General features: G+C 66.1%; 12 protein-coding genes. 5 read left to right on the plus strand and 7 right to left on the minus strand.

What is annotated here, in order from left to right; all coding sequences use genetic code 11:
• Nucleotides 1–7: 7 nt before the first annotated feature.
• The gene (locus JOE66_RS04245) at nucleotides 8–373 is read left to right on the plus strand and encodes a VOC family protein (protein WP_205107049.1); all 366 of its coding nucleotides are present in this window, start codon (nucleotides 8–10) and stop codon (nucleotides 371–373) included.
• Here the strand turns inward: JOE66_RS04245 and JOE66_RS04250 are convergent.
• Nucleotides 370–1,524, minus strand: coding sequence for a cation:proton antiporter (locus JOE66_RS04250; RefSeq protein WP_205107051.1), 1,155 nt, complete (start codon nucleotides 1,522–1,524; stop codon nucleotides 370–372). The two genes, JOE66_RS04245 and JOE66_RS04250, sit on opposite strands and share 4 nt — an antisense overlap.
• A gap of 13 nt (nucleotides 1,525–1,537) precedes the next feature.
• Nucleotides 1,538–2,422: an ROK family protein gene (locus tag JOE66_RS04255; protein WP_205107053.1), complete on the minus strand. Its 885-nt coding sequence runs from the start codon at nucleotides 2,420–2,422 to the stop codon at nucleotides 1,538–1,540.
• A 72-nt stretch (nucleotides 2,423–2,494) separates the two neighbouring features.
• Between JOE66_RS04255 and JOE66_RS04260 the strand changes: the two genes are divergently transcribed.
• Complete coding sequence (locus tag JOE66_RS04260) at nucleotides 2,495–3,205, plus strand: hypothetical protein (protein ID WP_205107055.1); 711 nt, start codon at nucleotides 2,495–2,497, stop codon at nucleotides 3,203–3,205.
• A 48-nt stretch (nucleotides 3,206–3,253) separates the two neighbouring features.
• Here the strand turns inward: JOE66_RS04260 and JOE66_RS04265 are convergent, their stop codons facing one another.
• Nucleotides 3,254–4,303 carry a serine hydrolase domain-containing protein gene (locus JOE66_RS04265; RefSeq protein WP_205107057.1) on the minus strand — a complete coding sequence of 350 codons (1,050 nt, stop codon included), beginning with the start codon at nucleotides 4,301–4,303 and terminating at the stop codon, nucleotides 3,254–3,256.
• Nucleotides 4,304–4,439: 136 nt separating this feature from the next.
• Nucleotides 4,440–5,897 (minus strand): HNH endonuclease signature motif containing protein, encoded by a 1,458-nt coding sequence (locus JOE66_RS04270; RefSeq protein WP_205107059.1) that lies wholly within the window; start codon nucleotides 5,895–5,897, stop codon nucleotides 4,440–4,442.
• 109 nt (nucleotides 5,898–6,006) lie between these two features.
• Between JOE66_RS04270 and JOE66_RS04275 the strand changes: the two genes are divergently transcribed.
• From JOE66_RS04275 to JOE66_RS04285, 3 genes are all read left to right on the plus strand, one after another.
• Nucleotides 6,007–6,390, plus strand: a complete 384-nt coding sequence (locus JOE66_RS04275) for a DUF2834 domain-containing protein (protein WP_205107061.1) — start codon at nucleotides 6,007–6,009, stop codon at nucleotides 6,388–6,390.
• An 80-nt stretch (nucleotides 6,391–6,470) separates the two neighbouring features.
• Complete coding sequence (locus tag JOE66_RS04280) at nucleotides 6,471–7,589, plus strand: NAD(P)-dependent alcohol dehydrogenase (protein WP_205107063.1); 1,119 nt, start codon at nucleotides 6,471–6,473, stop codon at nucleotides 7,587–7,589.
• A gap of 108 nt (nucleotides 7,590–7,697) precedes the next feature.
• A complete protein-coding gene (locus tag JOE66_RS04285) occupies nucleotides 7,698–9,413 on the plus strand; it encodes an AMP-binding protein (protein WP_205107065.1) in 1,716 nt (571 codons plus the stop codon).
• Between the two features lie 17 nt (nucleotides 9,414–9,430).
• On the opposite strand, the gene JOE66_RS04290 is transcribed toward JOE66_RS04285, so the two are convergent.
• Genes JOE66_RS04290 through JOE66_RS04300 form a run of 3 tightly spaced genes read right to left on the minus strand, consistent with a single transcriptional unit; the run spans nucleotide 9,431 to nucleotide 11,923 of the window.
• Nucleotides 9,431–10,783: a molybdopterin molybdotransferase MoeA gene (locus JOE66_RS04290; protein WP_205107067.1), complete on the minus strand. Its 1,353-nt coding sequence runs from the start codon at nucleotides 10,781–10,783 to the stop codon at nucleotides 9,431–9,433.
• Nucleotides 10,764–11,144: a DUF6457 domain-containing protein gene (locus JOE66_RS04295; protein WP_239518217.1), complete on the minus strand. Its 381-nt coding sequence runs from the start codon at nucleotides 11,142–11,144 to the stop codon at nucleotides 10,764–10,766. Before JOE66_RS04295 ends, JOE66_RS04290 begins: the two co-directional genes overlap by 20 nt.
• Nucleotides 11,141–11,923, minus strand: a complete 783-nt coding sequence (locus tag JOE66_RS04300; RefSeq protein ID WP_205107069.1) for an NTP transferase domain-containing protein — start codon at nucleotides 11,921–11,923, stop codon at nucleotides 11,141–11,143. The genes JOE66_RS04295 and JOE66_RS04300 overlap by 4 nt, the downstream gene beginning before the upstream one ends.
• Nucleotides 11,924–12,007 lie beyond the last annotated feature (84 nt).

Here is a 12,007-nt window from a genome sequence, read left to right on the forward strand (position 1 = left end):
GAACATCGTGGAAATGCGACTCGAATTGATTCCCCTGCCCTCGACCGACGTCGACCGAAGCAAAGCGTTCTACACCGACCGCGTCGGCTTCGTTCTGGACCACGACGTCGAACCGGGTAACGGGATGCGTGTGGTGCAGCTGACCCCTCCCGGTTCGTCCTGCTCCATCGCCATCGGGGTCGGCTTCGTCGACCCTTCTGCAGCCCCGGTGCACGGCCTTCACCTGGTTGTCGACGACGTCGAGCTCGCCCGCCAGACCCTCGTCGCACAGGGGGTCGACGTGTCTGAGGTGAGCGATATGGGTGGTGGAGTGCGGTACGCGTACTTCAGCGACCCCGACGGCAACTCCTGGGCGCTCCAGCAGATCCGCTAGGGAGCCAGTCTCGGGCTTACCCTGACGGCCAGCTTTCGCGCGATGAAACTCGTCGCAAGCGCGGAGGTCGCGATAGTGACCAGTGCGCCGAGGATGATCGCAGCATCCTCACCCGCGGCAAGGGAGCCCGACTGCAGCGCCAGCGTCACGGCAGCCACGGGCACGCCCAGCTGGCCCGCTGACGCGATTGATTGCGACCAGGGCAACCCGGCCACCCTGCTCGCGAGATGGGCTGCGACGGCGGCAAGCCCGAGCACGATTCCCAACAGGATCATCTGAGGATGCCCGGCGAGGGTGCGGAGGTCGAGTGACGCTCCCAGCCAGACGAAGAACAGCGGGCCGAAGAAGCCCTCGGTGATACCGAAGAGCTGGCGGGCGAGCCGTCGAGGTTCGCCGCCGGCTGCGAGCACCAGGCCGAAGACAAAACCCGCGAGCATGATCGAGAGTGTGGCGAACTGCGCGATCGCAGCGAAGGTGAAGAGGGCGAGCAGGCTGAACCTCAGTTCCAAGGCGAAGCGGCGGCGTTCTGAGAACCTGTGCAGCCGGCGGCGGATGTCGGTGCGCGACAACCTGCGGAGAACGATCACGAGCACGATGGCGGCCGCCGCGATGACGAGGGCGCCGATTGTTGCTTCTGGTGCGCGTTCGGGAGCCACGACCAGGGGCAACGCAACGATGCACGCGACATCGGCGATCGCGACCTGGGCGATGAGTTGCGTCACCGAGGTTCGGCGCATGCCGACGGACTGCAGCATCGGAAGCACCAGGGCCGCGGATGACGAGGCAAGAATGACGCCATAGAGAGCTGCGTGCCCGGTGCCGAAGACGGCCGCGATCGCCACTCCCAGCGCCGCCGCTGCACAGCCTACCGCAAGGGCTCCGATCAGCCCCTTCGGTGCCAGCGCGCGCACAGCAGCGTCGGCGACAGGAATCTGGGAGCCGACAACGACCATTGTGAGTCCGAAACCGATGGTGGCCAGGAGGTGGAAGTCGATACTCGACGGGTCGACGAGACTGAACCCGGAGAGCCCGATGACGATGCCGCCGGCAAGCTCGCCCACAACGACGGGAATCCGCCACGAGGCGCGTGCGGCCAACAGTGGGCCGAGCAGCCCGACGAGAACGACGAGGGCCAGCACTGAGAAGCTCATGGCTGCGAGAGATTCACAGCAGCGACTGCGCGAGCGTGAGGGCACCGGTCACGCCCGAGAGGTCGCCCAGTGCCGGGCTGACCACGATGAGAGGGCCTTCGCCCGACTCGGCCAGGTAGTCGGTCCCGATCAGCGCATTGACGCTGTCGGCGACGAGGCCCGGCAGTCCGGGAGATTTCGAGACGCCTCCGCCGAAGACGATGAGCCTCGAGCCGAGGGTGTAGTAGATCGTCGCAAGGAGCTGGCCGAGGTAGAACGCCTCCATTTCGAGGGCGAGCGCCTGGGCATCCGGTGCGAGCGATGATGCGTCGGTGCCCCAGCGCGCGTGGATCGCAGGGCCCGAAGCAAGACCCTCGACGCAGTCGCCATGGAAGCGGCAGACTCCGGCGAACGTGTCGGCGGCATGACGGCGAACCAGCACGTGGGCGACCTCCGGGTAGCCGGTACCGGCATGGATACGACCGTTCACGATGGCGCCGACACCGATGCCCGTTCCCACCGTGAGGTACGCGACGTCGTCATGGCCGCGGCCCGAACCCCAGCGGTGTTCGCCGATGACCGCACCCGTCACGTCGGTGACGAGCCCGATTCGCGCTTCGAATCGTGATGCGAGAAAGCCGACGATATCGACATTCGACCAGCCGAACTTCGGGGTCGACAGGATTCGGCCATAGCTTAGTGAGCCGAGGCGCGTGTCGAGTGGGCCGAACGAGGCCACTCCGATTGCGCTGGGTAAGCCCCCGCTGGAGTTCTGAGCGATGAACTCGGCGATCTTCCCCAGGGTCTCCTCGGGAGACGTGGTCGGTACCGTCGCGAGGGCCACCGGATGCTCGGGGTTGCCGTCTTCGGCCGCCGCCATCACCACCTTGGTGCCGCCGGTCTCGATTCCGATGATCATCCCCACAGGATACCGATCAGGCGGGCTGTTACTCTGGACCTCTGTTCGCAGGTGCACCCCGAAGAGCAACCCATGACCAATTCATCCACTCCGATTCACGACCGGCCCCGACCGGCGAAGACCTCACCGCGTCGCCGCGTGAGCCGATCGGTCGCGGCCTGCGCCGGTGTCGCCGCCTTCGCGCTGCTCGCCCTGACCGCCCTGGCACCTCCGCCCCCGACGCCGCCGATGGATGTCGAACTGGCCAACGCTGCGTACGCCCGATCCGGGGCCGATCAGAATTCGGCTGCCCAGATCATCACCGTGCCAGGGGTCGCCGGAACCGTGACCATCACTCGTGACGACTACTCGTCCACGCCCGGAGTGAAGACGCTGGCTGCGGGGAGCACCAACCGTGACTGGGCCACACTTGTGCTCCTTCTGGCCGGTTTTCCGATGACCGACTCCAACATCACAGTCATGACGAGGTGGATGCGCCAGGAGAACGGCCCCGACGACTGGTGGAACCGCAACAACCCTCTGAACAACGGCTGGGGCTCGGGCGGCGGCAGCGGATTCGGCAGCTACGACAACCTCGTGACCGCCGCAGAGAATGCCGCCGAGGCGCTACACAGCGTGGGTGGCTATTCGGCAATCGTCGCTGGATTCGCCTCATCTGCCCCGACGAGCGTCATCGAGCAGGCCATCTGGGCTTCGCCGTGGGCCGCGAGCCATTACGCGAACGGTGGCCACTGGTCGTACGCACCTGTTCCGGTGATCTCGTCACCAGCTGGCACCTGGTAACAGCCGGTAGGCGCAGCCGGGGTGGCTGCCGTGTCTGACCGGCAGCAGTCAGCGCAGCCCAGCAGCGAACGCGTTCTGCAACTCGTCGATGCGAACCCCCTTGCCCGGCAGGTCGATCAGGTTCGTCAGCAGCACGAAGCACGCGTCGAGTTCCGGATAGATCCACCACTGGCACCCCGACCACCCTGCGTGGCCGAAGAGGTTCCGGTCGAGAATGGCCGAGGAGGTGGGCAGGTTGAACCCGAGCCCCCAGTCCTGCTTCTGGGCATCGTCGGCGCGTGAGTTCAGTCGGGGCAACCCTGCCGTTCGGTTCACCCGCATGGCTGAGAGGGTCGATGGATGCACGACTTCCGAAGTCCCGGACGTCACCGTTCTCAGCAACGCACTGCCGAGCGACAGCAGATCGCTGGCCTTCGCGTATGCGCCAGCAGCAGGATGACGTGCCTCGATCAGACGAGCGTGGTCGAGACCTACTGACTCCGTTCCGTGGACGAAGTGCGGATCGTGGTCGGGGTCGAAGCCCAGTGTCGATACGCCTTCGACCTCATTCAGAGCTGCGAACTGGGCCTCGAACGATTTCCCTGCAGGGCCTCCTTCGGGGGCCGCCGCAGCGCTTGTCTTGGCCGACGCATGTTCCACCAGTTTTTCGACACCGACGAAGCCGAGATTGCAATACTGCGTCATCGTGCCGGCGGGGAAGACCCCGCCGATGCGGGTGAGAGTGTCTCTCGGATCTGTCCCGTCGAGGTCGGGGTCCGCCAGGCCGCTCCGATGACTCAGCAGGTGCGCGAGTGTCGCCAGCCCCGAATTCTCCCCTCGCAGGGAAGGAACGGCCTCTGCGAGCTGGGCGTCAAGACTCAGTTCGCCCGCCTCGACGAGCCGGAGCGCAGTGAGTGCTGTGAGTGGCTTCGTGACGGAAAAGAGGGCGAACTGGTCGTCGACCCCCGCGACTCGGCCACCGTCGCTCCCGAAGGAGGCGATCTCCTGGATGCCGGTCGAACTCGCCGCCCCGAAGACGGCAACAGGCAGCGGACCATCGTTGACCGCTCGCCGCACCCAGGCGAGTGATTTTTCGTAGGGCGCGGATCGGTTGGCCATATTCGTAGTCCTGATCTTTCTGGTCGATGTGCTTTCGTCAACCATGCTCCCGCATGTCAGCTGCAAAAACGGAATCGTCTGTGGCCTTCGCGGCTGGATGACCCGGTTTCGAATGAATTCGGCGGTGCGAGCAGGCTCAAAATGGTGGCGGGTCCCCTGCCGGCGATTCGGTGAAGTGCACGATGGGTTTTGCCAGTGGTGTGGGTTTGATGTTGTATTGGTGGCCGGCGGGTGAGGTCCAGGTGATGGTCGGGGCGTGCCCGTTTTCTCCGGGGGTTTGTCGGATGGTCCATTGGGTGTGGTGTTTGACTTTGTGGTGCGTGGTGCAGAGTGGGCTGATGTTGTTGTAGGCGGTTTCGCCGCCGTCGGCCCAGGGGATGGTGTGGTCAAGGTCTGCGGTGGTGGAGGGGTGGCAGGGGGTGGGGAAGGTGCATTCGGTGTGGGTGAGCCGGATGAGTTCGTCGAGGTCGGTGGGGGGTTTGTAGCGTTGCCGCCCGTAGCTGAGGACGACACCGGTGGCGGGGTCTGTCAGGATGCGGGTGAAGGAGTGGGCGTCGCGGGTGATGGTGAGGGCGGTGTGCCGGTCGATCGGGCCGTACCCTTCGAGGTTTGCTGGGCCTGAGGTCTGGTCGGGGTCGGGGTCGCCTTGGTGGTTCCGGCCCAACAGGGTGAGGGCGGGGACGGTGATGTTGACGCGGGCCCGGATGTGGGGGGTGACGCGGGGGGTGTGGGTGTCGCTGTTGAGCATGAGGTCGGTGAGGATGTCGACACGGAGTTGGGTGAGGGTGCGGGGGTCACCAGCGTGTTTGGCGGAGCGGGCCATGTCGGTGGCGCGGTTGTGGATGGCGACCGCTTCGACGGCGGCGGTGTACAGGGTCAGGTACGCCATCCCGTCGGACCCGGGTTCCAGATACAGGCGCCTCCCCGTGACGGCGTCGGTGTGGCGTTGGGTGTCGGTGCGGGGTTGTGCTTCCTCTACGACTGCGCGGGCTATTTTGTCGAGGCGTTGCGCGGTGACTTTCCGCGCCCAGGGCAGTACCGCCTTCTCGTACCTGCCTAACGCTTCCCGGGGCAGCGGGTGCGAACGGGTGACAATCGTTTCGGTGTGCCGGTACGACACCCGCCCCAAAGCAAGGGCTTCACGGGTGCTCGTGAACGGGCCGGCAAGACCTTCGCAGGTGTCGACCAGTCGCCTCGCATCATTCTCGGTGAGGTGCAGGGCGACGGCGAGTTCGAGGACGACCTGGCGCTCGACGATCTGGTCGGAGGACCACTGCGGGCCCCCGCCGCCACTGCTGGCGAAGCTGTCCTGGGTGTGCAGCGCGAACCCCGCGATCCTTGCTTCCTCGACGAGGAGGGCGTGTGCGGCGTGCGCGGCCGCGATCGCCCGATGCGACACCACCACCGCAGCGACCGCCGCCGCGAACCGGTCCCGACGCGACGACGACGACGACCTCGGCGACGGCGCACCGTTCGAGGCAGTGCTCGCGTTCGTCGAACCGGCGGGCTCCGCGCGGACGTGATCGGGGCCTGCGAAGGTCGAGCCAGACAGATCTGGATCAACCTCATCATCGGTGAGTAATGCTCGTGTCATGAGAACAGTCAACCACCCACCCCCGACACCGAACACCCAAAACCCCCGATCAGTGGACAACTCAGAAATCCCGCTACCGGTGGAGGAGGAGCGCGAGCGACAATGAGCCATGTCGAAGAATTGGACTCCCCTCGCCCTTACCTATCTCGTGCTGGCGGTCGTCGGCTTGGTCGGCACTTGGTCGTTCAACCTTCTCTCGATCATCCAGCTCCGTGATTTCGTGGGCGACTGGGTGAACAGCGGGCCAGCTGTCTCGTCCCTCACGGTCGACCTCCTGGTCGCGGCCGTTGCGGGGAGCATCCTGATCATCGTCGAGAGCAGGCGACTCGGGATGCAGCGGGGCTGGCTCTACGTCGTGCTCGCCGGTCTCACGGCTTTCGCCTTCGTGTTCCCCTTGTTCCTGGCCATGCGTGAGCGTCGGCTGAACCGGGTGGGCGTGGGCACGATACAGCACGAACCGGGGTCTGTCGTCGACGGCGGCGAGTCTCGGTAGGGGTCGTAGGCTTAAAGCACACCACACCGACGTCAGGCGCTTTCGTGCGCCTCGTCGTCGTGTCCAAGGGAAGGATTCGCATGACATTCCAATCATCGACACCCCAGGCCTCAACCGCCTCACAAGCAAGCGCGACCTCAAGCGCGACCTCAAGCGCGACAACGACCGTGCCGGCATTGGTCACCTCATCGGCCGCCGCATCCTTCGAGCGCTCGACGATCGAGCGGCGCGCAGTCGGCGAGCACGACGTGAGGATCGACATTGCCTTCGCCGGCATCTGCCACTCCGACATCCACCAGGCGCGCGAAGAGTGGGGCACGGCCATCTTCCCCATGGTTCCCGGCCACGAGATCGCGGGGATCGTCGCTGAGATCGGTTCAGGCGTCACCAAACACCGCGTCGGTGACCGCGTGGGCATCGGATGCTTCGTGGACTCGTGCCGCGAATGCGAGAACTGCCTCGCGGGTGAGGAGCAGTTCTGCCTGAAGGGAAATGTCCCGACGTACAACGGCCGCGAATACACCGGCGAGGAGACCTACGGCGGATACAGCACAGGGATCGTCGCTGACGAGAACTACGTACTGAGCATCCCCGAGGGCATCTCGCTCGACGAAGCGGCTCCTCTGCTGTGCGCGGGCATCACAACGTATTCCCCCCTGAAGCACTGGGGCGCGGGCCCGGGTAAGAAGGTGGCGATCGTCGGAATGGGCGGTCTCGGCCACATGGGGGTGAAGATCGCACACGCCCTGGGCGCTGAGGTCACCGTTCTGAGCCAGACGCTTTCGAAGCAGGATGATGGACTCCGCTTCGGCGCGGATGATTACTTCGCCACGAGTGACCCGGCAACGTTCAAGGCCAACCGCGGCCGGTTCGACCTGATCATCAACACCGTCTCGGCAGACCTCGACCTCGACGCCTACCTGCGGATGCTCACACTCGACGGCTCGATGGTCTTTGTTGGTCTGCCGGAGAACATCCAGCAGTTCCGCGTCTTCTCGCTGACCGGTGCCCGGCGCAGCCTTGCAGGCTCGAACATCGGCGGCATCAGGGAGACGCAGGAGATGCTCGACTTCTGCGCCGAGCATGGCCTGGGTGCCGACGTCGAAGTCATCGATGCAACCATGGTCGGCGAGGCATACGACCGAGTCGTGAAGAGCGACGTGCGCTACCGCTTCGTGATCGACACGGCCACCATCTGACACGATCTGACACGATAAATTGCTCTGCTCATCGGTCTGCTTATCGCACTGCTGGTCACTCTGGCAGCCGTGCCAGCTACGATCTGACAGAACCTAGGAGCCGCAACGATGCCCGATTCCCCCGCAACAACCCGATTCCGTCAGGCGCGAGACCAGCTGGTCGCACTCCGCCACGACTACGCGACAGCGGCCCAGGGATTTGAATGGCCCGTCATCGACGGGCCATTCAACTGGGGCATCGACTGGTTCGACGAGATCGCGCGAGGCAATCAGCGCAAGGCGCTCGTGATTGTCGAAGAAGATGGGTCGAGCATCCGGCGCACCTTCGATGAGCTGGCGACGCGGTCGGACCAGGTGGGCTCGTGGCTGCTGGCGCAGGGGGTGGTTCGCGGGGACCCGGTGATGCTCATGCTGGGCAACCAGGTCGAGCTCTGGGAGTGCATGCTCGGCATCATGAAGATCGGTGCCGTCATCCTGCCGACGACCACCGCGTACGGGCCCGGCGATCTGATCGACAGGGTCGAACGCGGGGGAGTGCGTCACGTGATCGCCGATGCGCGGGATTCCGCGAAATTCGACGGTGTGCCCGGAGACTACACGCGCATCAGGGTTGGTGCGGCGCCGGTCGACGCAGACGGGCTCCATCCCTGGCTCGACTACGCCGACGCCTTCGCAGAACCAGCCGCACCGCTGCCGCACCCCGGCACGCAGCCCGCCGACCCGCTCCTGCTCTACTTCACCTCTGGCACGACACAACGCCCGAAGCTCGTCGAGCACTCGCAGGTCTCGTACCCCGTCGGCCATCTGAGCACGATGTACTGGCTCGGCCTGCGACCCGGCGACATCCACCTGACGATCAGCTCTCCCGGCTGGGCCAAGCACGCCTGGGGTTGCTTCTTCGCGCCCTGGATCGCCGAGGCGACGATCTTCGTCTACAACTACGCCCGGTTCGACGCCAGCGCGTTGCTCCGCACGATGCGCGAAGAGAAGGTGACATCGTTCTGCGCACCGCCGACCGTCTGGCGCATGCTCATCAAGAGCGATCTCTCCGCAGGCGCCGGCTCGTTGCGAGAAGCGATCTCGGCCGGCGAGCCGCTCAACCCCGAGGTCATCGGGCAGGTGCGCGCGAGTTGGGGCCTGACCATCCGCGACGGATACGGACAGACCGAGATGACGGCCATCGTCGCCAACACCCCGGGCTCGGTACTCAAAGACGGGTCGATGGGCCGGCCACTGCCGGGCTGCCCTGTGGTCATCCTCGACCCGATCTCTAGGCAGGTGGCCGACGAGGGTGAGATCTGCCTCGACCTGTCGGTTCGACCCCTGAACCTCATGACGGGGTACGTCAACGACCCCGCGCGCAACGAAGAAGCAACGCGAGGGGGCTACTTTCATACCGGCGACCTCGCGTCACGCGATTCCGACGGCTACATCACCTACATCGGGCGCACCGATGACGTCTTCAAGGCCTCGGACTACAAGATCAGCCCGTTCGAGCTCGAAAGTGCACTGGTCGAGCATCCTGCCGTTCTCGAAGCGGCGATCGTACCGGCACCGGATGATCTGCGCCTGTCTGTACCGAAGGCGTATGTCGCCCTCGCCGCCGGCTTCGAGCCCTCGGCCGAGACCGCGCAGTCGATTCTCGTGTTCGCCCGCGAACGGCTGGCCCCGTTCCAGCGGATTCGGCGAGTGGAGTTCTTCGAGCTGCCGAAGACGATCTCGGGCAAGATCCGCAGGGTCGAACTGCGCGAACGCGAGGAGCACATCGCCCGGGGAGTCGTGGTCGCCGTCGAGTGGCGCGATGACGAGTTTCGCGGGCGCTGAACCGAGCCTGAACGCTCTCAGTCGAGGCGGGTCCAGGGCAGGCTGAGCAGCTCGACACGTTCGCCCGTGGCGACTCCGTGCTCCGGAACGACGAGAATCGCATCAGCGTCGGCGAGGCCGCGCATCATTCCGGAGCCGTGCCAGGAGTTCGGGGTCGCGATCCCGCCGCGCACAGTACCCGGAAGGAGCAGGGTGGTGCCCGCCCGGCCAGCGAGTGGTGTAGACACTGATGCGCGGGCGAGTGGTGCGGCACGGCTGGTTCCGCTTTCATGACCTTCATCGTCACGACCTTCATTGTCGCGGCCGTCATCGTGACGGCCGCTGAGGCGGGCGAGCAGGGGCGCAGCCAGGGTGAGCAGGCCCATCATCGCGGCGAGCGGATTGCCGGGGAGGCAGACGACGAAGACGCCGTTCGGCAAGACGGCGAGGATGCTCGGCCCACCCGGGCGCATCAACACTCCATTGACGATGACGGTCGCTCCGAGCCTCGCCAGCGCCGCACGCAGATGGTCGACGTTCGAGTGCCCGGTGCCCCCGGTCGTGATGACGACGTCGGCAGTAAGCGCGCTGGCAGCCAGCGCGGCGGTGGTTGACTCGAGGGTGTCGGCCGAGCGCCGGGATTCGAGGGGTGTGCCGCCGAGCATCCGGATCGTCTCCGGCAGTTGCGGGCCGAAGCTGTCGCGCACGCGCCCGGAAGCAGGGGTGCCGGATTCGTCGACCTCGTCGCCGGTGAAGACGAAGGCGACGCGGGGATTCCGGATGACCGGCAGCACATCGAGCGAACAGGCGGCGGCGAGCGCGATATGGGCGGGGTTCAGCCGGGTCGAGGCCGCAATCACGATGTCGCCTGCGCGGGCTTCGTCGCCGCCGGGCCGCATGTGCTGGCCTGCCCGGGGTTCACCGGCTGCGGCTGCCGGGCCGACGCTCAGGAGCGGTGCGGGTGGAACTGAGGTGTGGAGGGCTGGGGTGTCGGTGTCGACGGGAGAGGTGAAGCCGCTCTCTGAGCGCAGAACGGCATCGGTGCCATGAGGGAGGAGACCACCGGTGACGATGGGCGTTGCCTCACCCTGCTCGAGTCTGCGTGCACCCAGAACAACTCTCCAGGGGCCGTCGCCCGAAATCGCCCAGCCGTCCATCGCCGATGAGGCGAAGTGGGGCACGTCGTGCGGCGCTTGAAGGTCTCGGGCAAGCACCCGGCCGATGGCGGCGGCGAGTCCGACGGTCTCCTCCGGCAGTCGGGCTGCGGTGCTCCGGGCGACGGTGAATGCGTCGGCCCAGGTGCTCGGGTTCACGGTGCGAAGAAGTTCGGGCCGTGGGGCTTGTGGTCCAAAGTTGTCGTGGCCCGGCGTTTCAGGATCGAGTAGCGTCATTCGGCATACTCCAGGTGGTGGTGAGCTCGCGGGCGGTCTCTGAGGCTGTCGCCAGGGCAACCTCGGGGTCAGCACCTTCGGCGGCGGCGAGGCCGGCGCTGTAGCCCACGAGAAAAGTCGTGAGCGGGGCCGCCGGGCGGGTGACGGCGTGGGCGGCCACCCCCGCGAGCGACAGGATGGCTTGGATGTCGAGCGGGCTGCTCCTCCCGAGGTCGAGCCCCAGTGCAGTGGCAAGCGCCGCGGCCCACGCCTCGAGGAGCCTGAGCTTCTCTGCCTCTGCCACTGCCAGGTTCTCTGCCTCTGCAGATTTCTCTGCCTCTGCAGCAGCGCCGGGCTGACCGTCATGGTTCTCGGTGTTCATCGATCTTCTCCTCGAGGATGGTGGGCGAGGGCAGCAGGTGCCCCGGGGGAGTCAGGCGACAGCCGTGACGGTGGTGGTAGAACAGCATCGACGTGCAGGCGCTCTGCGTCGGCCCAGGTGTCCACGTCGTCGGTTGCGCCAGCGGCGACGGTGACGTGTCTGAGGGTGAGTGGAGCCAGCAGTTTCCGCACCGGGAGACCGTCCAGTCTGGATTGACCGCTTGGTGTGGATTGACCTCGGCGTGTGGATTGATCGCGCAGTGTGGATTGATCGCGCAGTGTGGCCGGACTCTGCGTGCCCTCGATTGCATCGGTGAGAGCTCGTGTTCGGTACAGGCCGGCAAGGTGCTGCGGATGGCCGGACTCGTCCACGGCAATCACACCGTCGTGCTGCTGCTTCTCACGGGATGCACCTTCCTTCAGGAGTACTCGCACCGCGGACGCGATGTTCGGCATGTCGCACGCAAGCACCAGCGTGAATTCCGCGGGCGCCCGGTGTGACGAGCCCAGGGCGGCGAGCCCTGCGGCGATCGCGGCTGCCGGGCCACCGAACGCGGGTTCCTCCCGCACGAAGATCACGCCAGCAGGCATTGCTCCCGCTGCGACTTCGGGGGATGACAGCGCCACCGTGTCACCGACGACAACGGTCTGCCGGGCATCAGCCGCCGCGTCGAGCGTCAGTTGCAGCAGCGACCGGCCCGCGACAGTGAGTGTCGACTTCGCGTGGCCACCGAGACGGGATGACCGCCCGCCGGCCACCACCACGCAGTCGAAGTCCATGCGACTCACTCTAGGCGTGTCTCCCACCGGTTCGCGGTCCGCGGGAGGAGTGCTGTTCCGGCGGGAATGGCCGAAGCGTTTCGC

It is taken from the genome of Subtercola frigoramans (assembly GCF_016907385.1).
In the GTDB taxonomy this organism is placed as follows: domain Bacteria; phylum Actinomycetota; class Actinomycetes; order Actinomycetales; family Microbacteriaceae; genus Subtercola; species Subtercola frigoramans.

Coding starts and splice junctions, on each gene's coding strand:
- JOE66_RS04295 (WP_239518217.1), bottom strand. CDS start 11,144: ATGAACACCGAGAACCATGACGGTCAGCCCGGCGCTGCTGCAGAGGCA.
- JOE66_RS04270 (WP_205107059.1), bottom strand. CDS start 5,897: ATGACACGAGCATTACTCACCGATGATGAGGTTGATCCAGATCTGTCT.
- JOE66_RS04255 (WP_205107053.1), bottom strand. CDS start 2,422: ATGATCATCGGAATCGAGACCGGCGGCACCAAGGTGGTGATGGCGGCG.
- JOE66_RS04265 (WP_205107057.1), bottom strand. CDS start 4,303: ATGGCCAACCGATCCGCGCCCTACGAAAAATCACTCGCCTGGGTGCGG.
- JOE66_RS04260 (WP_205107055.1), top strand. CDS start 2,495: ATGACCAATTCATCCACTCCGATTCACGACCGGCCCCGACCGGCGAAG.
- JOE66_RS04300 (WP_205107069.1), bottom strand. CDS start 11,923: ATGGACTTCGACTGCGTGGTGGTGGCCGGCGGGCGGTCATCCCGTCTC.
- JOE66_RS04280 (WP_205107063.1), top strand. CDS start 6,471: ATGACATTCCAATCATCGACACCCCAGGCCTCAACCGCCTCACAAGCA.
- JOE66_RS04250 (WP_205107051.1), bottom strand. CDS start 1,524: ATGAGCTTCTCAGTGCTGGCCCTCGTCGTTCTCGTCGGGCTGCTCGGC.
- JOE66_RS04275 (WP_205107061.1), top strand. CDS start 6,007: ATGTCGAAGAATTGGACTCCCCTCGCCCTTACCTATCTCGTGCTGGCG.
- JOE66_RS04285 (WP_205107065.1), top strand. CDS start 7,698: ATGCCCGATTCCCCCGCAACAACCCGATTCCGTCAGGCGCGAGACCAG.
- JOE66_RS04290 (WP_205107067.1), bottom strand. CDS start 10,783: ATGACGCTACTCGATCCTGAAACGCCGGGCCACGACAACTTTGGACCA.